This is a genomic window from Okeania sp. SIO3B5, assembly GCF_010692555.1.
Taxonomy (GTDB): domain Bacteria; phylum Cyanobacteriota; class Cyanobacteriia; order Cyanobacteriales; family Microcoleaceae; genus Okeania.
This window is the reverse complement of sequence record NZ_JAAHHG010000038.1, coordinates 17,732-37,955: the sequence shown is the minus strand read 5'-3', so window position 1 is coordinate 37,955 and position 20,224 is coordinate 17,732. Positions and strand designations below refer to the sequence as shown.

At 36.4% G+C, this 20,224-nt stretch carries 13 protein-coding genes; 7 read left to right on the top strand and 6 right to left on the bottom strand.

The genetic code is table 11. The annotated features are described in order from the left end of the window. The first annotated feature begins 233 nt into the window (after positions 1-233). The gene (locus F6K54_RS08245) at positions 234-1,079 is read left to right on the top strand and encodes a prohibitin family protein (protein WP_293076372.1); all 846 of its coding nucleotides are present in this window, start codon (positions 234-236) and stop codon (positions 1,077-1,079) included. A 620-nt stretch (positions 1,080-1,699) separates the two neighbouring features. On the opposite strand, the gene F6K54_RS08240 is transcribed toward F6K54_RS08245, so the two are convergent. Next, positions 1,700-3,604: a serine/threonine-protein kinase gene (locus tag F6K54_RS08240; protein WP_293076370.1), complete on the bottom strand. Its 1,905-nt coding sequence runs from the start codon at positions 3,602-3,604 to the stop codon at positions 1,700-1,702. A gap of 242 nt (positions 3,605-3,846) precedes the next feature. Continuing rightward, a complete protein-coding gene (locus tag F6K54_RS08235; RefSeq protein ID WP_293076368.1) occupies positions 3,847-4,305 on the bottom strand; it encodes a GatB/YqeY domain-containing protein in 459 nt (152 codons plus the stop codon). Between the two features lie 679 nt (positions 4,306-4,984). Between F6K54_RS08235 and F6K54_RS08230 the strand changes: the two genes are divergently transcribed. Beyond that, positions 4,985-5,977, top strand: a complete 993-nt coding sequence (locus F6K54_RS08230; RefSeq protein WP_293076366.1) for a ribose-phosphate pyrophosphokinase — start codon at positions 4,985-4,987, stop codon at positions 5,975-5,977. A gap of 1,517 nt (positions 5,978-7,494) precedes the next feature. Then, on the top strand, positions 7,495-9,312 hold the full coding sequence (locus F6K54_RS08225) for a DUF262 domain-containing HNH endonuclease family protein (RefSeq protein WP_293076364.1): 1,818 nt from the start codon (positions 7,495-7,497) through the stop codon (positions 9,310-9,312). Between the two features lie 862 nt (positions 9,313-10,174). On the opposite strand, the gene F6K54_RS08220 is transcribed toward F6K54_RS08225, so the two are convergent. From F6K54_RS08220 to F6K54_RS08205, 4 genes are all read right to left on the bottom strand, one after another. Continuing rightward, positions 10,175-10,729 (bottom strand): methyltransferase domain-containing protein, encoded by a 555-nt coding sequence (locus F6K54_RS08220; protein ID WP_293076362.1) that lies wholly within the window; start codon positions 10,727-10,729, stop codon positions 10,175-10,177. 127 nt (positions 10,730-10,856) lie between these two features. Then, positions 10,857-11,462, bottom strand: coding sequence for a hypothetical protein (locus F6K54_RS08215; RefSeq protein WP_293076360.1), 606 nt, complete (start codon positions 11,460-11,462; stop codon positions 10,857-10,859). 682 nt (positions 11,463-12,144) lie between these two features. Next, positions 12,145-13,206, bottom strand: coding sequence for an anthranilate phosphoribosyltransferase family protein (locus F6K54_RS08210; RefSeq protein WP_293076358.1), 1,062 nt, complete (start codon positions 13,204-13,206; stop codon positions 12,145-12,147). 461 nt (positions 13,207-13,667) lie between these two features. Further along, positions 13,668-14,663 (bottom strand): LysR family transcriptional regulator, encoded by a 996-nt coding sequence (locus tag F6K54_RS08205; RefSeq protein WP_293076381.1) that lies wholly within the window; start codon positions 14,661-14,663, stop codon positions 13,668-13,670. A 930-nt stretch (positions 14,664-15,593) separates the two neighbouring features. On the opposite strand from F6K54_RS08205, the gene F6K54_RS08200 reads away from it, so the two are divergent. From F6K54_RS08200 to F6K54_RS08185, 4 genes are all read left to right on the top strand, one after another. Further along, complete coding sequence (locus F6K54_RS08200; RefSeq protein WP_293076356.1) at positions 15,594-17,453, top strand: alpha/beta hydrolase; 1,860 nt, start codon at positions 15,594-15,596, stop codon at positions 17,451-17,453. A 327-nt stretch (positions 17,454-17,780) separates the two neighbouring features. Beyond that, positions 17,781-18,311, top strand: coding sequence for a hypothetical protein (locus tag F6K54_RS08195; protein ID WP_293076354.1), 531 nt, complete (start codon positions 17,781-17,783; stop codon positions 18,309-18,311). A 135-nt stretch (positions 18,312-18,446) separates the two neighbouring features. Beyond that, on the top strand, positions 18,447-19,157 hold the full coding sequence (locus tag F6K54_RS08190; RefSeq protein WP_293076352.1) for a class I SAM-dependent methyltransferase: 711 nt from the start codon (positions 18,447-18,449) through the stop codon (positions 19,155-19,157). A 32-nt stretch (positions 19,158-19,189) separates the two neighbouring features. After that, on the top strand, positions 19,190-20,137 hold the full coding sequence (locus tag F6K54_RS08185) for a hypothetical protein (protein WP_293076350.1): 948 nt from the start codon (positions 19,190-19,192) through the stop codon (positions 20,135-20,137). Positions 20,138-20,224 lie beyond the last annotated feature (87 nt).

Below are 20,224 nucleotides of genomic sequence, written 5' to 3'. Positions count from 1 at the left end.
GGGTTTAATACTCCACCACCTACAGGCTGTTTACAATTCGTTAGGTTTAGAGTCCCGATTCACTTTTTTCTCTTTCCTTTTTCCTCCTTTCTTCTTCCTTTTTCCTTCTTCCTTCTTCTTGATTAAACAAGTCTAAAAATATTATATAATTTGAATGGTAATTTTCAATTTGAACTAAGATTAACAAAGAAAATATACCAATAAATCATAATCTCAGAATTCGGAGAAAAAAATTGAAAAATCAACAACAAAGTTTACAAACAGTAATATTAGCAACCGTGTCATCATTAGTATTGCTAATTGGCTTCAATTCCTTTGTCATTATTAATCCTGGTCAAGCTGGTGTGATTAGTATTTTAGGTAAAGCTAGAGATGGCGCTCTCTTAGAAGGCATTCACTTTAAACCTCCCTTGATTTCTCAAGTTGATATCTATGATGTGACTGTGCAAAAATTTGAAGTTCCAGCCCAAAGTTCTACAAAAGATTTACAACAATTATCAGCAAGTTTTGCAATTAACTTTCGCTTAGACCCTATGTTAGTAGTAAAAATTAGAAGAGAACAAGGAACTTTACAAAATTTAGTTGCCAAAGTAATTGCACCACAAACTCAAGAATCTTTTAAAATTGCTGCAGCGAGAAGAACTGTTGAAGAAGCTATTACTCAAAGGGAAGAATTGAAAGCAGACTTTGATAATGCTTTAGGTTCTCGTTTAGATAAATATGGCATTCTTGTGTTAGATACTAGCGTAATTGATTTAACATTTTCTCCTGAATTTGCTAAAGCAGTTGAAGAGAAGCAAATTGCTGAACAAAAAGCACAACGAGCAGTATATATTGCTGAAGAAGCAGAACAAGAAGCTCAGGCATATATTAACCGTGCAAAGGGTAAAGCAGAAGCTCAAAAATTATTAGCGGAAACACTAAAAGCACAAGGTGGTGAGTTGGTTTTACAAAAAGAAGCTATTGAAGCTTGGAAAGAAGGTGGTTCTCAAATGCCTAAAGTTTTAATTCTGGGAAATGAAAATTCTCAAAGACCTCCTTTTATTTTCAATCTTGATAATTTGGATGAAAATCAATAAATCATCTTGAAGAAGGAAGAGGGAAGAAGGAAGAGGGAAGAAGGCAGAAGGCAGAAGGCCGGAGGCAGAAGGGAAAGTTGCATGGGTATAGTCTTCGACAGGTCACATAGTAATGTCTATGAAGGAAAAATGAATACCTGGCACGGGAGCAAGATGCTCCCACTGCCGTACCTTGTAACAAAAATAATGACAATGCACGATCATTAGAATGCACTACCACCCAAAAACTTGGCGTTGGTGAAGCGCGTGTATGATATTAATCTTAATTATTGAGGAGTCAACCCACCCCTAATATCATGTTCGGTTGAATACTTATAATATCTGTGGATCGAAGGCAGGAGGAAGGAGGCAGCTATGCTGGAGGGAAAGAGCAAGGTTAGAAGGCAGAAGGTTTTTTATAACTGATTATCCGTTAGCGCAGCTCCCCTGGAAGGGGAACATGATATAACCCCTCCCAGGAGGGGAAGTCAGGAGTCAGGAGTCAACCCACCCCTAACCCCTCCCAGGAGGGGAAGAAAGAAGAATAAAGAGGAATATAAGGAGAAAATTTTTTGTTCGCGCTCTTATCCAGACATGATACCATACCTCTTTTCACCAACGCCAAAAACTTTAAATGACAACTATTCAATTAAAATTTGAGAATCGGATGAAGTTTCTTCTGCTGGAGTTGGTGAGGGTGTTATCTCTGTTTCTGGAATCACAATTTGCTTTTTAGGCTTTTTAGAAGGTTTATCAAGTTCTTCAAGTGGGGTTGAAATGGGGAATGATTTTTTTATCTGCTTTTTGGAGGGTTTATTGAGCTGTAGACTAGAAGGTGACTCGGTTGCTTCCGGTTCTTGTGTGGGTGTAGGTGACTCAGTTGCTTCCGGTTCAGAGGTAGGAATAACTTTAGGTATGGGGTCAACTAAATTAATATCTAACTTATAGTCAGTACCAGGTAAACCGGGTAAGGGAGTGAGAGTTATTTTGTAGTCGCCATCATTGGGTAGAGTTCCTTTCCAAATAGATACTTGATCGGAAATTCCATCTACTGGTTCACCATCTACTGCTACTAAACTCATTAAAACTCCTTCTCCTGTAACTAATAAATTCAAATTTTGCCTTTGACTCCCAGAAATTATATAGTCAATACTTTCATTCCCTTTCAAGCGACCTTCAATAGATATAGGTTCCCCTGGGAATACATTCAGACGTTCTTCTGAAGTAATTGATGGAGATGGAATAATGACAGGAGTAGGAGTCTCCGGAATAGGAGTAGAAGTAGGTAGTGGTCTGACTGGTACTTCTGGTTTTGCAGATGGTGCAGGAACAACAGGTGATGGTGATGGCAAAGTAGGTGATGGTGTTGATGTAGTTGTTGGAGATGGGGATGAAGTGGGTATTGGTGATGATGAAGGAGGGGGAAGGGTTGGTACTGGTATAGGATTTATTTTCGTTGGTTGCTGAAGTTGAGGTTCTTGTTGTCTACGCTTGAGGAAAAAATTAACTGCACTCCACGATACTATGCCAGATAAAACTACTAATACTGCTACTAATGCAGGTACAACCCACTTCTGATTATCAAAAAAGCTATCATTGTGATTGGGGTTAAGGTTTTGATTTGGAGTTGCTCCTACTGTTGGTTGTTGGGAAGGGGAAGGATTATTTTGTTCTTGGTTGATGGTAGGTAATTGTTGAGATTTGATATGGGGTAATCTTTCCAAAGCTTGCTCTACTTCAGTGACAGACTGGTAGCGATCGCCTGGTTGATGACTTAACATTCTATTGATCATCTCAGCTAACCCTGGACTAACTGCTACCCACCGTTGCCAATTCCAAGTTAATGTGGTTTGGTCAATTAATTGTTGGGGTTCTTTTCCTGTCAATAGTACAACTACTGTAACTGCCAAAGCATGTAGATCGCTATTTGCTGTTGCTCTTCCCAGTTGAATTTGTTCCCAGGGAGCGTAGCCAAATTTTCCTACATTTGTCAAGGGTGCTACTAAGTGGGAAGATTGAATTTTTGTTGCGAGTTCTTTTACTACTCCGAAATCTATTAATACTGGCATTTGATCGCTTTCTCGCCTAATGATATTGTCGGGAGATATGTCTCGGTGAATGATACCAAAACTGTGAATATGAGCTAAGACGGGTAAAATTTGTTGTAAAAAAGTTAGCACTTCTGCTTCTGAGAACAAACTATTTGTTATTTGACGTTCTTGCAATATGCTGCGATAGGTTTTGCCTTCGATATAATCTTGTAATAGGAATAAACGTTGATTTTCTTCAAAAGTTGCTCGAAATTTGGGAATTTGGGGATGTTGAATTTGATAGAGAATAGCTGCTTCGCGAGAAAATAGTTCTTGAGATTTAGTTACTGGATGGGCATTTGTCTGTAGGGGAATAAATTCTTTGAGAGCGCAACGCTCGTTAAAGCGACCTGTATCTTCTGCTAGGTAGGTACGTCCAAACCCACCTTGACCTAGAATATTAATCAAGCGATAGCGGTTTTGTAAAATAGTTCCTATAGGAATTGGTGGTTGCATAATAATAAATTTATAGAATTGTCTGTAGTCACCTACATCTACAAATTACTTTATTCTTAACAAGAAGGCAGAAGTATGAAGGCAAAGGGCAGAAGGCAATCTGTATGGTACTTCTGGCGACGGTCGGGAGCAAGGGTTTAAATCCCCCACAGCAACTCCGTTCAGTGCCTCCTTTTCAGGAGGGGTCTGAATCCCTTTCTGAGAAGTTCCTTCTGCCTTCTGCCTTCTGCCTTCTGCCTTCTTCAAGAATTAAGCCTAGCCTTAACTGCTTCCTGCACTTTCTTTCCATCGGCCTTACCTTTCAACTGTTGCATGGCCGGACCCATTACCTTACCCATATCTTTCGGAGAATTCGCCCCTACCTGAGCAATAATTTCATCAACAACCCGAACAATATCCTCATCAGACAATTGTTTTGGCAGATATTCTTCAAGAATGGCCAACTCTGCAGCCTCTCCGTCTGCTAGTTCCTGACGACCCGCTTTAGTATATTGCTCTATGGAATCCCGGCGTTGTTTAGCCAATCTGGTTAATATATCCATTTCTTGAGTCTCTGTCAGAGAATCCTTTCCTGCTGCCCTAGCATTGGCTTCCTCTTCTAGAATTACTTTTTTAATACTACGAACTGTTTCCAGACGAACCTTATCTTTGGCCTTCATCGCCGCTTTAATATCCTCTGTAATTCTGTCCTTTAAACTCATCTAAAAATCCTCGATAGTTTGGAAATCCCTCAGCTTTAGCTAGGGGAGGAAAAACGACGCGGTAGCTGAAGCCACCAGTCCCCCTTTCGGGGTGGGGGAATAACCCCCCGAAAACTCCCATTTCTGGGGTAAAGTTAGCCTCGCCAATGTTATCGGTCGGTACTTTCCACGACACACTGTCTTACCCCTCGTCAAACTGTTTAATGCCGTGGTTCTAGAGCCGGGAACTGGCAAGCATTTCCGGGTAGGAATTTTAACTCTTGCCGATAACGTAGTCCTCGTGGGACTTAGGCTGGTCAGCTACCTAAAGCCAGAGGCATGATGCCCCGTCTCTTTAGAGCGGGGTGCTGACAATCTCACTCCGGATACCAATGTCATTTTACAAGCTATATTAATACTCTGTTAAGCTTTTTAGTCAAACACATATTGCTTTTGACTTTGGATATTTGACTTTTGACTTCAGGAGTTACTATTTATCAGAAAAGTAGAATTTACTTAAGATCTTTTACGTTTTCTAAAGACTTCCGTAGTTTTCTTACTAAATATTCAAAATTTGTCTGACTTAATTTAGCAAATATTACTGATATATTACGATCTTTCTATCAATAAAAACACGGAAGGATATTTTTGGTTTGAGATGATAAGATCGCAATGAACAGAGGTGCTGCGAGGGCTTGCCGTGATCCGTGCTACTTTACCAATTCAGGCTCCTGTGCCTGCTACTGCTAACGATCATAATAGATTGAGACTTTTCTCTGGATCTGCTAACGTTCCTTTGGCTACAGAAGTAGCTAGATATCTGGGTTTAGATTTAGGCCCAATGGTGCGTAAACGTTTTGCAGATGGAGAGCTATATGTTCAAATTCAGGAATCAATTCGAGGCTGTGATGTTTATCTAATTCAGCCTAGTTGTCGTCCAGTTAATGACAACTTGATGGAAATGTTAATTATGGTAGATGCTTGTCGTCGTGCTTCTGCCAGACAAGTAACTGCGGTTATTCCTTACTATGGTTATGCTAGAGCAGACCGTAAAACTGCTGGCCGAGAATCAATTACTGCTAAATTAGTGGCCAATTTGATGACTGAGGCTGGTGCTAATCGCATTTTAGCAATGGATTTGCATTCTGCCCAGATTCAGGGTTATTTTGATATTCCGTTCGATCATGTTTATGGTTTACCGGTAATTTTAGATTACCTAGTAAGTAAGAATTTATCTGATATTGTTGTTGTTTCTCCGGATGTGGGTGGGGTGGCTAGAGCTAGAGCTTTTGCGAAAAAGTTAAACGATGCCCCATTAGCAATTATTGATAAGCGTCGCCAAGCTCATAATGTGGCAGAAGTGTTAAATGTGATTGGCGATGTTAAGGGAAAAACTGCTGTATTGGTAGATGACATGATTGATACAGGTGGTACTATTTCCGAAGGGGCGCGACTTTTGCGCGAACAAGGGGCGCGACAAGTTTATGCTTGTGCTACTCATGCAGTATTTTCACCACCAGCAGTTGAACGTCTTTCTAGTGGGGTATTTGAAGAGGTTATTGTTACTAATACTATCCCATTCTTGGAGGAACATTATTTTCCTCAGTTGACTGTTCTTTCGGTGGCAAATTTATTGGGTGAGACTATTTGGCGCATTCACGAGGATACTTCAGTTAGTAGTATGTTTCGTTAAATTTTGCTGCTCTGAGATACTAGCTCGCGCTTTCCTCACTATTTTTGGGAGGGAAGAATTTGGAGAATTTAATATTCACGAAAAATTAATAAAAAGAAAATTTTTGTGAAATTTTGGGAGCTGGATATTTGGAAAGTTAGTCCTTTTTTACTGTTGAGGGTTAGACCCATGAGGGTCTAACTACTTCAGTTAATTATAAGAAAGAAAATTTCATCTTTAGTAAGAAGAGGTAATTAGGGTTTGCTGAAAAAGTCTTTTTTTCAGAGGAGAAGCCAGAATTTCCGTTTGTCATGCTCCGCAAACAGAATCGGTGAATCCAGGAGGAATGGGAATCATAGAAGAGGTAGCCAGAAGAATCTTCCCTTGGTTTTCTACCCTGATCTTGCCCAAAATACGCTCCTAATTGAACTGGAATTACCCAAAAGCAGGTACTTCCTTAAGTACCTGCAAAGGCTGAAACCTTTGCCAGTAAAAACTTTGATATTTAATCAGCAGGCCCTAATTAGGGTTTGCGCTCAAAAGTCTTTTAGTAGGGGTAGGAGACAGGAGACAGGAGACAGGAGAAATGGTTCGGGAGCGAGAAAGTAGGAGTAAGAATTGTAGCTTGATTTTTCTGCCCAGCTATGCGCCTAAAATACTAACTTTTTGAGTGTTTTAGACTGAAAACCAGGTACTTTTTCGACAAAAAAAAGGCTAAAGTCTTTATATGTCAATGCTTTGATATTTAATCAGCAGGCCCTAATTAGGGTTTGCGCTCAAAAGTCTTTTTTAAGCCTACATTCCGCACGACAAAACGTAGTATAAAAAATTAGAATTCAGCAATCCTGCAATCCAGAATTCAGGAGAAAATAATAACGTAGAAATTGAGTATTTATGCTTAATATTTTCCCAAAAATTTGACTCTTAAAAAAGGTTAATGAAGATAATTTATACAGTATAAATACTTAGCAAAGCCATGATTTTTATACTACTTTTAATGTTACGCTCTTGACGTGCGGAATGTGGGTTTAAGGAGTAGGGGACCCACCCCTCGCCCCTCCCCCTCCCAACCCACCCCTAACCCCTCCCAGGAGGGGAGTAGGGGAAAAGGGGAGTAGGGGAGTAGGGGAGAATTTTTTTGCCCGACTATGCGCTAAAAATGCGCTCCTTTTTGAGCATGAAGAGCTGAAAATAATGTACTTTTTCAATGCCTAAAAAGGCTAAAACCTTTATCTGGTAATTATTTGAAATTTAATCAGCAAACCCTAATTATTAATTATTAATTATTAATTATTAATTATTAATTGTTAATTGTTAATTGTTAATTATTAATTGTTGAAGATGTACCTTGCCCTTAGAAAAGGCTATATTACTTTTTCCTTCCTGATTAAAACTATTAAGGTAAGTAGGATGGTGCAAAAAAACAGAAGTATATAACGAAAAGTAAACTTGTCCAAAACTCTCTTCCCTTCTGCCTTCTGCCCTTTGCCTCCTGCCTTTGCATAACGATAATTTTCAACACTGACCTACTTAATTATATGACAACTATCGAATCTCAAGACATGACTCTAGAAAAGTTATTTGATGAGTTTTATGTCATTCCTGATTATCAGCGTGAATATGTTTGGGAGGAAAAAGAAGTAAATGAATTTATTCAAGATATATATGAAGAATTTTCTGAGCAAAATCAAAACTCTTATTCTGAGTATTTTATTGGCAGTATAATTGTTTGTAGTCGTGGAGATAATTTGTATGAAGTAATTGATGGGCAGCAACGGATGACTACTGCTTATTTAGTTCTTTGTGCAATTCGAGATTATCTATTAACTATTAATTCAAATGAACGTATTGAAGCATTAAAAAATAAGATTACTTCTCTATATACAGATGACTTGGGTAATGACCAGTTTAAACATAGGGTAGAACTGCAATATGAAGAAAGTAGGGGAATACTAGAAAGTATTGCTATGCAAACAGATTTAGACCAAATATCTCCTACTCGTTCTGTTAAACATATTCAGAATGCTTATGCTGAAATTAGAAAGTTTCTTTCTCTTAAATTTGCATTAGATGAAGTTGCTATTTCTTATCTCAAAAAATTTTATGCCTATTTTCTCAAAAATGTTAAATTAATTCGCGTAAAAACAGCTAGTGTTGCTCATGCTTTGAAAATCTATTCAACTTTAAATCATCGTGGTTTACCCCTAGATGATATGGATTTACTCAAAAATTTAATTTTTGCTAAAACTAAACAAAAAGACTATGAGAAAATCAAGATAAAATGGAAAAAAATGATAGATTTACTCTATCATTCTCAGGAAAGACCGATGCGTTTTTTGCGCTATTTTATTTTGGCAAGATATGCAGAAGATGGAAATTATATTGCAGAAAAAGAAGTCTATGATTGGTTCCTAAAAAATGAATCTAGATGTGGGTATGATACTGAACCTATTCTATTTGTGAATGATTTACTAGCCTCGACAGAAGCTTATGTAGCATTTTTGTCAGGTAATAATATTGATGGAACAGTAAATCGTTATTTGGCAAATATTCGCTGTCTCAGTGTTAATGTTAGGCAACATTTAATCTTACTTTTAGCTGCCTATAAATTGCCTCAATATTGTTTTATTGAATTATGTCGGCAGGTAGAAAATTTATTATTTGTGGCAATGTTGACTAGCGATCGCAATCAAAAGGCGTTTGATGGCATGATTCTTAAGTGGGCTAGTGAATTACGTCAAATTACATCAACGGAAGAATTTGATAGATTTATTGCTAGCCAAATTATTTCTAGTAAGTTGTTAGTGGCAGATAAATTTGAGAAAGCATTTTCTAAACTTAATAAGTCATCATTTCAGCCTTATCAAATTAAATATATTTTAGCCAAACTAACACAATACATAGATGAAACTGCTTGGGGTAGTGGGGGAGGAATCGATGATTTAGGCAATTATATTTTGAAATTAGATGTAGAACAAATTTTACCAGAATATCCTACTCAAGAAGTAATTTCATCTTTCGATAAACCTCGTGAAATAGAAAGTTATAGTAAACTTTTAGGCAATCTGACTTTGTTAGAAAGTTCGATTAAATCTGCTATTACTAATATGAGTTTTACGGAAAAAAAATTAGGTTATACTAACTCAAGATTTCTGTTGACTAGAACTATTGCTGAAAAAATTTCTGTTGGGAATAACACAACTATTGACTTAGCAGTAAAAGACTTAAAGACCTTTATTAAATGGGATTCCCACGCAATTGAAACTCGACAAGAAATATTGACTCAATTAGCTAAAAAAGTGTGGGATATAGCGCTACGCGCAAGTCAGAAGTCAGAAGTCAGAAGTCAGAAGTAATCCCTGACTGAGTTTGACGATTTACAACATATTTCGGGCCAATGAGGTACAGTGCAAATGATGAAAATATTGTAGTGCGGGCATCTTGCCCGCTTCGGGGCGTACCTTATAGCAACGGGAAGCGCTGTATCAATGTCCTAAGCTATTTGCGTAGTGTTATATCATGTTCCCCTTCCAGGGGAGCTGCGAATTGCGGATAATCAGTTATAAAAAACCTTCTGCCTTCTAACCTTGCTCTTTCCCTTCAGCATAGTTGCCTCCTGCCTCCTGCCTTCGATCCACAGATATTATAAGTATTCAACCGAACATGATATTACAGCGTATTCCACTTTGGTGAGGTACAATCACGCGAGCAAGATGCTCGCACTGATTTGTTGGCCACTGACTCTGTAATTCCCATTTATTCTATGTCCTTTTTCCCCTCCTGGGAGGGGTTAGGGGTGGGTTGTCTTCTACCCCAGCAAAAAGACTTTCCATACGCAAACCCTATTTAGGGTTTGCTGAAAAAGTATTTTTTACAGCGCTTTTCAAATTGATGAACCACATCGCCATAACCAAAACCCTGTAGGGACGTTGCATGCAACGTCCCTACTGTGGTCTACTGAAATGAAAACCGCTGTAAGGAGTAGGGGAGTAGGGGAGAATTTTTTTGCCCAACTCTTCTAAAAATGCTAATTTTTTGAGCATGAAGAGCTGAAAATCATGTACTTTTTCAATACCTAAAAAGGCTAAAACCTTTATCTGGCAATCATTTTAGATTTAATCAGCAAGCCCTAACTAGAATTTAAACCGATAATTAAGCTCCTCTTTTGGTATTCTCATATCGGTCAAATCTTGAGTTAGATCGGCTTCTGTTTACTGATTATTGAACTTGTGCCAAAATCCAAGTAACTATATACCAAGAGTGCTCATTTCTCATTGCTAATTGATATATTGGATTATCTGGATCTTCGGGAATTTTATGACCTCTAAAACCCATGTGAATATAAGGCCATACTTCTTGATTACCCCAACCATTAACTTCAACTATTTTAAGATTGTAGGATTTACTCATTAATGCCAAAGCTTTAGGAGTAAATCTCCAGTAATCATCTAAATTTTTTCCACCATGTATTGGGTTGATAAAGCAAGTTGTATGACATATATATCCTCCTTGTTTAACAACTCGAATACTTTCTTCAAAAGCCTTGTAAGGATTTTCAGCAACATGCTCTAAAACTTGGTCTGAAACACAAAAATCAAAAAAATTATCTTCATAATTTAGATTGCTTAAATTACAGTCTGGATAACTACTGTTATAAACTTCCGCTTGTTTTAAACCTAAAATTCTTGCCAAGTTAGCACTGCCAGATACGGCCAAAGTTTTTTTAGTCTTGTCATCTTCATTAGTCAATAAGTTTTCTAATCTTTTATACATATATAGTCGTGTAACATGATATCTTTTTTTCCTTTCGTGGTGTTAAACATTTTTTTTCAAAATATTACCCGAATAACTGTTAGCAATTTAAGTATGTTTGTAGCTAGAATAAATTATAACATTATTTTCAGAGGGAATAGCTAGTATTAATAATACTAAAAGAATCCAAAAAAGCTTTAGCCTCTGGAAAGTCTAAATTTCCATCTTCAGCAACTACTTGTAAACTATATAATGTTGGTCCGCTAGGGTCAATAAATATTCTTAAAAGTAATCTCAAATTAGGCTTTACTTTCGACTGTAAAATTATTTCTCTACCTGGAAATCCTTGATAATTAATCTTCTTTTCACTAATGATTGTCGAGTTAGAATTAGTTGCTGCTCCATCTCGGGCTCCATTTAATCCTTTTTCAATATTATATTGACTAGAATCGACTGGATATTTGATGCTAGAGACAGAAAAAAATCGTTGTTTTTCTGGATATTGGTAGAAAACTAATAAGGCATTAAGTTTTCCCAAAGAAGTATCAGCAGATAAATTTTCTTCTTCTGGTTGACCAGGAAAAAAAACTGTATAAGAATCATCTTTAGCTGTATATTTATACCAGTTATTAGCAAGATAAATAGTATTAGTATCTGTAAATTCTGATGAATGTTTTAATGGTGGATATATAACTGCTATTGCATTTAAATTTAATGTAAAGGATAGAATTATAATTATACTATAAATTATCACAATTAAGAATGTTTTAATAATATTAAACTGTAAGCCATCGGCAATCAGCTATTGCTTTTAGGTAAGCATTCAGCAGTCAGCCATCAGCTATTAGCTATTGCTTTTAATTTAGGATAAAAGCCTTATTAATTGTCTTACTACAAAATTTGGCTTCCTTACCCTTAAAGTCAGTTGTTAATTTAAACACTGTCCTATATGAGAGAGTCTTGTTGCTGATAGCTGACAGCGAGCTAGCTGAATGCTTACGCTTTTAGTTTACGATCAAAGCTTTAATTAATTATCTTACTACAAAAGTTGGTTCCCTTGTCCTTAAAGTCTATATTAATTTAAACACTTTCCTTAAGGATAGAGTCTTGTTGCGCTCAAGCTTACAGCTAATAGCTCTCATGAGGGGGGTTTAAATGAATATATTAAAGCAGACTTTGATAGTAAATATAAATTCTACCTCAATTAGTAAAGCTTTTATCTCAAACTAAAAGTAATAGCTGAATGCGAGCGCATCCCGCAGGGAAGTGCTGATAGCTGAAGGCTGAATGCTTACTATAAATTTTACCGAACAATTAATAATTAAATAATTCAGCTTTATTAGCCTCCCCTTTCAAGGGGAAAAAAATAAATTTTTTCCTTAAGGATCAATCCTCTCCCTAAAAGGGATAGGTAATTACCCATTATCCATTATCCATTATCCATTAATAAACTGAACTTTCGCTTGAATTTCTCTCAACTTCTCCCCCACTTCACCACTACTTAATAAACTTTCCGCCTTAGATAAGCCTTCGTGAATACTAGAGCAAACTCCACAACGCCACAAATAAAAACCTCCATTCCAAATAGCTGCTGACATTAACTGACTCACCTTACACTGCAAAACTTCTTGCATTTGCTCTACTAACTCCGTAGTTGAACCTAATGATACCTCTTTTCCCCCACAATCATAGTCACTCGGATGCAAAAAGAGACGTTCAAATGTGGCAGAGTTGTTAGATGGCATCGATACCCCAATAATAGCTGTCCGATCGCGAGGTAAGTCACAACTTCCTTCTAACCCCTTAACTGTTGTATAATTTTTCACACCCTGTAATTCCAATGCTCCTCGAAACATACCTTCTGTAGGAGGATGAACATATCCGGCGGCCAGATGAACTTCTCCTGCAAAGGGAACCCAAATTAATTCCATCGTTGCTAGAGGCGGCCGTTTACCAATATCTCGACGATATTCTACTAAAGCATCTGCTTGGGGAAAATGTGTCGGTAGATAAACAAACCCTAAACCAGTCTGTTCAAATACTTGTTGCACCTGTGCCAAGGATAGTTTCCCCCATTCAACCCCTAACCCTTGCCAAATATCAATAAAAGGTACTCCTTCTTTTGTCGGCATCCGCGCTCCACCGTGCATCACAACAAATACTCCTGCTGTTGCTAAAATTAAAGCTGTGAGTGGGGTGACAGGTGTAGTGCGCGATCGCCCATCATAAGGACAACCTAATACTGTCACTGCACCCATCGATGGTTGGCTTTGCAATTTTGGCCCCAATTCGTAATAACTATCTAACATTCCTGCCAACTCATCTCCAGTCGGGCGTTTAATGCGGTGAGCAATTAAAAAAGCGCCGATCTGAACTGGTTTTGCTTCTTTCAACAACATCATCTGCATTGCTACTGCTGCCTCTTGGCGGGTTAAATTTCCCCCTGTATGGGGGCCACTACCAATGGTTCTGAGTAATTCTCGAAAGCGATCGCTCATTTATTTTTTCTCTCCGGTTAATTAGCTATTTATTTTTTGATTCTCGTTTAGTGAGTTTAATACTCCACAGTCACCGTTCAACAATTAATAATTAATAATTAATAATTAACAATTACCTCTCCTTGAAAACGGATAGGATTGATTCAAAAGAAAAATTTTTTCTTTTTTCCCCTTAAAAGGTGAGGTTTTAGACCACAATTTCTCGGCAATGTCAATAGACATAGGCATGAAAATTCAAAATAAAATCAATTATTATCGATAAATTATCAATTATTTTTCCTTTCAGATCCGATGTTTCCTGTTCCCTGTTTTGGAGGAGATGTCTAATAGACATCTCCAATAATAAAAAATAAAATCAATTATCGCACAGAAATTATCAATTCTTTTTCCCTACTCCCTACTCCCTACTCCCTCTTTTGGAGGAGATGTCTAATGCTAAAGTTAAAACTCAAACCATAACTCTAGCATTCTCCTGACTGTTGACTCCTGAATACTAACTCCTTCTTCAATTTCGTAGTTTGATTAATTTGCTGTGGAATTAATTCTTTTACTAGCTTCCAGAAATATTCTATCGGAGGAATTTGTATCCGATCGCTAGTTGTTACTACCACCACCTCACGACTCCAAACGGAATCTTTTATTGATGATACCTTAGAAGTACTCGGAGTTACTCCTATTGTTTTGATCGCAAGGGTGGGGTCGAGTTTAACATCTATTAAAGCGGAACGAGGTAACAGAGCAATTAATTTTCCTTGTCGTACTACTCCTCGGAAGGCATCGAGGGTATTTAGTTCTAATGCTGCATTGAGTTTTGCCCCTAGTCGCTCAAATTGCTCTTTAACTAATCTTTGCATTCCGTAGCCATCTTTGAAGACTACTTGAGGATAGCGAATAAGTTCAATCCAGGGTATTTGTTCGTATTTTGTGAGGGGATGGTTAGCTGCCATTAATACTTCTATCGGTTCAGTATAGAGAATATTGACTACCATTTCTGGACTGCTAGTGAATAAGCGGTTATTCATTACTATTGCTATATCTACTAAACCGTCTTTGAGAACTTTCAAGGTGCGATCGCTTCCTAGAGCAGTTACCCGCAATTTTACTTCTGGATAATGGCGACAAAATCTTTGCAAAACTGAGGGAAGGTAAGCAGCACAAACAGAGTGAATAGCTGCAACACAAAGTTCTGGCTGTTTTCCGGCAAGCATTTCTGCTATTTCTTGGGTAGCATTTTCCCAAGCTTGACAAATTTTCTTAGCGTAAGGCCATAAGCATTCTCCTGCTAGAGTGAGTTTGGCTTGGGTGCTACGGTGGAATAGGGTAGTACCTACTTCAGTTTCTAGAGCTTGCACTTGTCGGCTAACTGTTGATTGAGTGACGTTACATATTCGTGCTGCTTGTTGAAAGCTACCCGTTTCTGCAACATAAAGAAATGCTTGCAACTGCTCTAAACGCATAGAATTTTGATTCAACTACTATTTACCAATCTTCTACCTTAGCAGATGGACTTTTTTCATTTAGTAGACTATGATACAGCTTTTCAAAATTAATTATACGGGTGCATCTCAGTTTTGAAGAAAGCCAAAAATTTATCGCTTTTAGGGAGTAGGGAGTAGGGAGTAGGGAGTAGGGAATAGGGAATAGGGAGTAGGGAATAGGGAGTAGGGAATAGGGAATAGGGAGTAGGGAATAGGGAGTAGGAAAAAAGCATTTTTGTAAATATCAGGACTTACGCAGATTAACCTTAGTCCTGAAAATTTAATTCTGACTCAATTAGTAAAGCTTTTATCTAGGACTAAAAAAAAAGCAATAGCTGATAGCTGACAGCTGAATGCTTACTAATAGGTTTTTCTTTTTCTTGTAGAATAATTATAGTTTTTATTCCTATTATATTATACTAATTAAAAAAAATAATACTTGTGGATATATCTCTCAATTTCTCTCTTCTAATGTAAGCATTCCGCAGGAAATGCTTACCTTCTAATTACTGCATGATAGATGAAAATTAACTAGCTATTAGCCTTTTCTTAGGTCATGCTCCGCAAACAGCATTTAGCGATCAGCTAAAAATCCAAGGGTTTTAATCCCCCATTATACCAATTCCTAAAAATAATGCTATACTTCCCATAGGACTTCAGTTATTAAGTAATAATAATGGTTGAATAATGTTTGTGACGATTATCGGTATTAAACCAAGATATCTTATCTCTTTTTACCCTACTCCCTACTCCCTACTCCCTACTCCCTACTCTCAAGGAGATGTAGCAATAATGCATGAGAAATGGTATTATACACCTTGAGAAGCTGATAGCTGACCGCTGAGGTGCTGACTACTATTTCAAATTTTATGGCACAATATAAAGACTTGAATTCAATAGGAGTTATTGATGGTATTTCATTTATCAACAACAAAATCTATTTCTAAGTATATTTTCAATTTTCTAGGTGCTAATATAGCTGAAGTACAGCAGACAAAAATTAGCAATATTAAACAAAAATTAGTTTTATCAAAAATTTCTAAAAATAACTTTATATTAGTCGCAGGATTAACTATATTATCACCTATTTTTACCACCATTTCTGCCTCTGCTGCTGAAAATCTTATAATTTCTATTCCTGCTCTCGATATTACAGATCCAATCGTAGTTTCTCTGCCACCTTTTCAACTAAAAATACCAATTGAATCCATGGAAAGGTTTGCTAAAGAAGGAGAATTTAGTGAAGAATTTAGCTTTTATTCTGAGGTTCTCACAACAGATGAAACAAAAGAAATACAGACAGTTATAAAAAAACAGAAACAAGAACTAAGAGAACTTTTTCAAGAGCGTTTTGATGTTAATCCTACTATTGTCAACAGATTTATGGAAGAACCAGCAGGACAAGAAATTCTGAAAAGATTAGGTAAAATCCTGAAAACTGGAGAAAATAAAAATGGTAGTCAAGCTCTCCAAACAGCTTTCCAGTTAGCTATTGAAGAACCAGATGGTTTGACTATTATTAATGTGTTGAAAAATTTTCCTGGAGATTTATTAATAGAACTTGAAGAAGGCATCAATTTAACTGAAGAATTAATCAGGAGATTTGTAGAAGAACGCTTGATTGTAGTAGAGCTACAAAATCAAGCTCAAGAAAGAGCGCTTAGTGAGAAGAAAGTTGATTTTAATAATTTTCCAGATTTAAGGCAACCAGGAAATATAAGATGGGAAAAACAATCTATTACTTTTAGAAATCCTAATCGCGACAGCTCTTCTCCAGCAAATATTTATCTGCCCAAAAGTTCTGGAAATAAATTAATTCCTGTGATAGTTATTTCCCATGGTTTAGGTTCAGACGTGAATAGTTTTGCCTATCTTGCCGAACATTTAGTATCTCATGGTTTTGCAGTAATAGTACCAGAACATATTGGTTCAAGTGCAGAAAAACTTGAAAATTTCTTTGCAGGTTTTAGCACACCTGTAGATGGAATGGAATTTATTAATCGCCCACTAGATATTAAATATTTACTTGATGAATTAGAGGCAAAAATAAACTCCGATCCAATTTGGCGAGGTCAGTTAAATTTTAAACAAGTGGGAATAGTCGGTCAATCTTTTGGCGGTTATACTGCTTTAAGTCTTGCAGGTGCTCCCCTAGACTTAGAAGATTTACGAAAAGATTGCCAATCTGAAGATACTAAATTTATCTTTAATTTATCTCTATTATTACAGTGTCAAACCAGTAATTTACCAGCAGAAATAACTAACAATTTACGAGATGAACGTATCACAGCAGCTATTGTAATAAATCCAATTAGTAGTGGTGTATTTGGACCTGAAAAAATTAGTAAAATTGCAATACCCTTGATGATTGTTGCTAGTACTAGAGATATTTTTGCTCCACCTATTCCAGAGCAAGTTTATCCATTCATCAGCTTAACTACTACAGAAAAATATTTAGTTATTAGTGAACCAGCAACTCATTTTTCGTTTATTGCTGTAGAAGAAGAAGAGGAAGTTTCTCTAGAACTACCAATAAAATTAGTTGGTCCCGATCCTAATTTAGCTTATCCTTTTATGCAGGCACTAAATTTAGCATTTTTTCAAGCTTATCTGACCAATCAATCTCAATCTTTACCATATTTAAGTGGGTCTTATCTACAATATATTAATCAACAACCATTTACTTTTAGTATATTAAAGTCTCTCACAGAAGAGGATTTAGAAAAGGCGATCGACAGTTTTTCCAAACGATTTAGTAATACTAATTAAAGAAGTACTCAGCATTATTGCCTTGATAAAAAAAATCCTCTAGCAGCACCATCAAGCTGCGGAATTTAGGTTAAAAAATATTCAAATTGAGCATTAAAACCTGCGGAATATAGTCTGAAGATATTACGGTTAATTAATGTTACTTGGTATAACAGGAATTACGCAGTACCACCATATGCAGGTTATAAGTTTGTCATTATTCAAGATATAACCACTATAATTAGTGCTGCTGCGTAAGTCCTGATAATTTGGTATACTAACAATATTGCATTATAAGGATTTCTAGGAATTACTGACGGGAATAAAATTAATAAGAAGGCAAATTATATGCTGAAAGAAAACAAAAAAGTTGAGTTAAATAAATCAAAAAGAGATTATAAAATAGAAGTCGTCGATAGTGAATTTGTTCTCAATCGTTGGGATGAGATTGACGCAATATTATACAGAGTATTTGCAGATTCAGAGTTTAATGATAACTTTGTCAGAACTCGTCCAGCAGAACATACTTTAAAAAATCTTAGGGAACCTTATCAAGAAAGTATAAAGCATATTATTGCACTAGATTTAGATAACAATATTCTGGGAGCTTTTTTTGTTATTCCTGCTTATAAACCAGAAGGGAAAGAAGATTGCGATCTAGGTTGGATGTTTACTATTGAATTACACCCAAGATTCCGCCATGAGGTTCTGAATTCGATTGTTGATCAAGTTCATCAAGTAACTAAAAATGCTGGTTTTGCTAGAATAATTACAGAAATGGGGACAGAAACAGGGGCAAAGTTTTTATCTAAAAAACATGGTTATATTCATACTCCAACTCTGGAAAAGTCTAATAGATGGACTAAGGAGCTAAATTAATTTACAGTAGTTTTCGAGTTGATGAAGTATAAAGTTTTGGAACTTTAGGGAACTTAGTACAAAAGGTAATGACTATCTTAAAAAATGCTGTAAATTAGCAAAAAATATAATTTTTTCATAGGATAAATTAAACAAATGAACGATCAATACCAAGAACTTGCTAAATTTTATGATAAGTTTGTCCAACAAAATAGAAACTATTGTGAAATTGCTACCGAACTTGCTCAAATCATAGGGGAAGGTAGAGATTTATTGGATATAGGAATAGGTACTGGTTTAATAGTAGAAAATTTACTGCAAATTGAACCTGCTTACAAAATAACTGGAATTGATACCAGTGAACCTTTATTAGAAGAAGCTCAAAAAAGATTAGGACAAAAAGTTGATTTATATTGTCAAAGTGTTTCTGAATTAGATATTGGTAAAAAATTTGATGTTGCTTATTCTCGTGGTGGTGCTTGGACTTTTGTTAATTATGAATCGGAAACAATGCTCGCTAGTCACATTTTTAGTTCTGCGGAAATACAGAAAAGCTTTGATTGTGTTGCTAAACATCTTCAACCAGGAGGTCTACTAATAATTAGTTGTTCTAATGCTTATGGAGATAACTTAGTAGAATTGGATAATGGTATTGTTCATAAAAGAATTGCCACTACTGAATTAATTGATGATGAACGTTATGCTATTCTTGATTATCTTTTTTATCAAAATGAAAAGTTATTAACTCAACAAACACTAAAACTTAAATTACTGAGTCATAAAACCTGTACAATGATGTTAGAAAAGGCAGGGTTTATAGAAAGAGATATCAACCCAGGAAAATATTACACCTACTTCAAAATTTAAGCACAATATTTTCATAATCACTAAAAAATACCATGAAAATTGGCTATATTAAACCCAGTTTCCCGAACGAAAAAAGAGTCGGTTTATTACCGCAACATTTATATTACTGTAGTCCAGAGGATGAACGCAGATTTGAAAAAGGTTATGGGGAAAGTTTAGATATTCCTGATGCAGCTTATGGAGAAGGTGCTGGTTATTCTCGCGAAAGTCTATTTGCTTGGGCTGATGTAATTTACTGCATTAAAGTTCCCCAACCCCAAGATTATCAATATTTTAGAGAGAATCAAACTCTTGTAGGTTGGATTCATCCCTTTGGTGCATCAGGAGGGCATTTTCGAGAATACTGTGCTGAACCGAAAAATCTGCGACTATTTGATATTGGGAATGACATCTCTATCCGTATTACTCAAGGAAAAACAGAAACTCTGAATACTCCAAGAGATTTTTTAAAAGAAAATCACATATTCGCAGGTTATGCCTCAATGATGCAAGCCATTATGTTGCGAGGTGGAATTACCCAGAACGATCGAGTAGCAGTATTTGGCTCAGGAAATGTGGCTTATGGCGTCTTGAAATATTTGGCTCCTAAAGGAATTGAACCTATATTGCGTCGCCGGAGTAATGTCGATCTAATGCAACAAGAATTTAAAGATTATGATATTTTTATCAATACAGTGGAAATTGCTCAAGGAGATGCACCCATTGTTACTTTTGAAATGCTTGATACCATGAAATCTACAGGTTGGATTATTGATGCAGCAGCAGATACTGGCAGAGCAATTCAAGGTACTCGTGCAACAAAAATAGGAAATCCTATCTATCAAGATGATCGAGGTCATACTTTTTATGTAGTTGACAATTCTCCTTCTCTGCTGTATAGAGAAAGCAGTACAGGGATTAGCGAAGGTTATGCCAAACATTTTTGGAGCAGATCTATGAGTTATTGGTACAGTGATTCCTGTAAAGCAACAAGTAATTGAATTAAGAAAACAATAGATATATAATAAATCCAGTTGTTTCTACCGTAAGCATTCAGCTATTAGCTGTAAAAGCAGAGAGTTTTATTA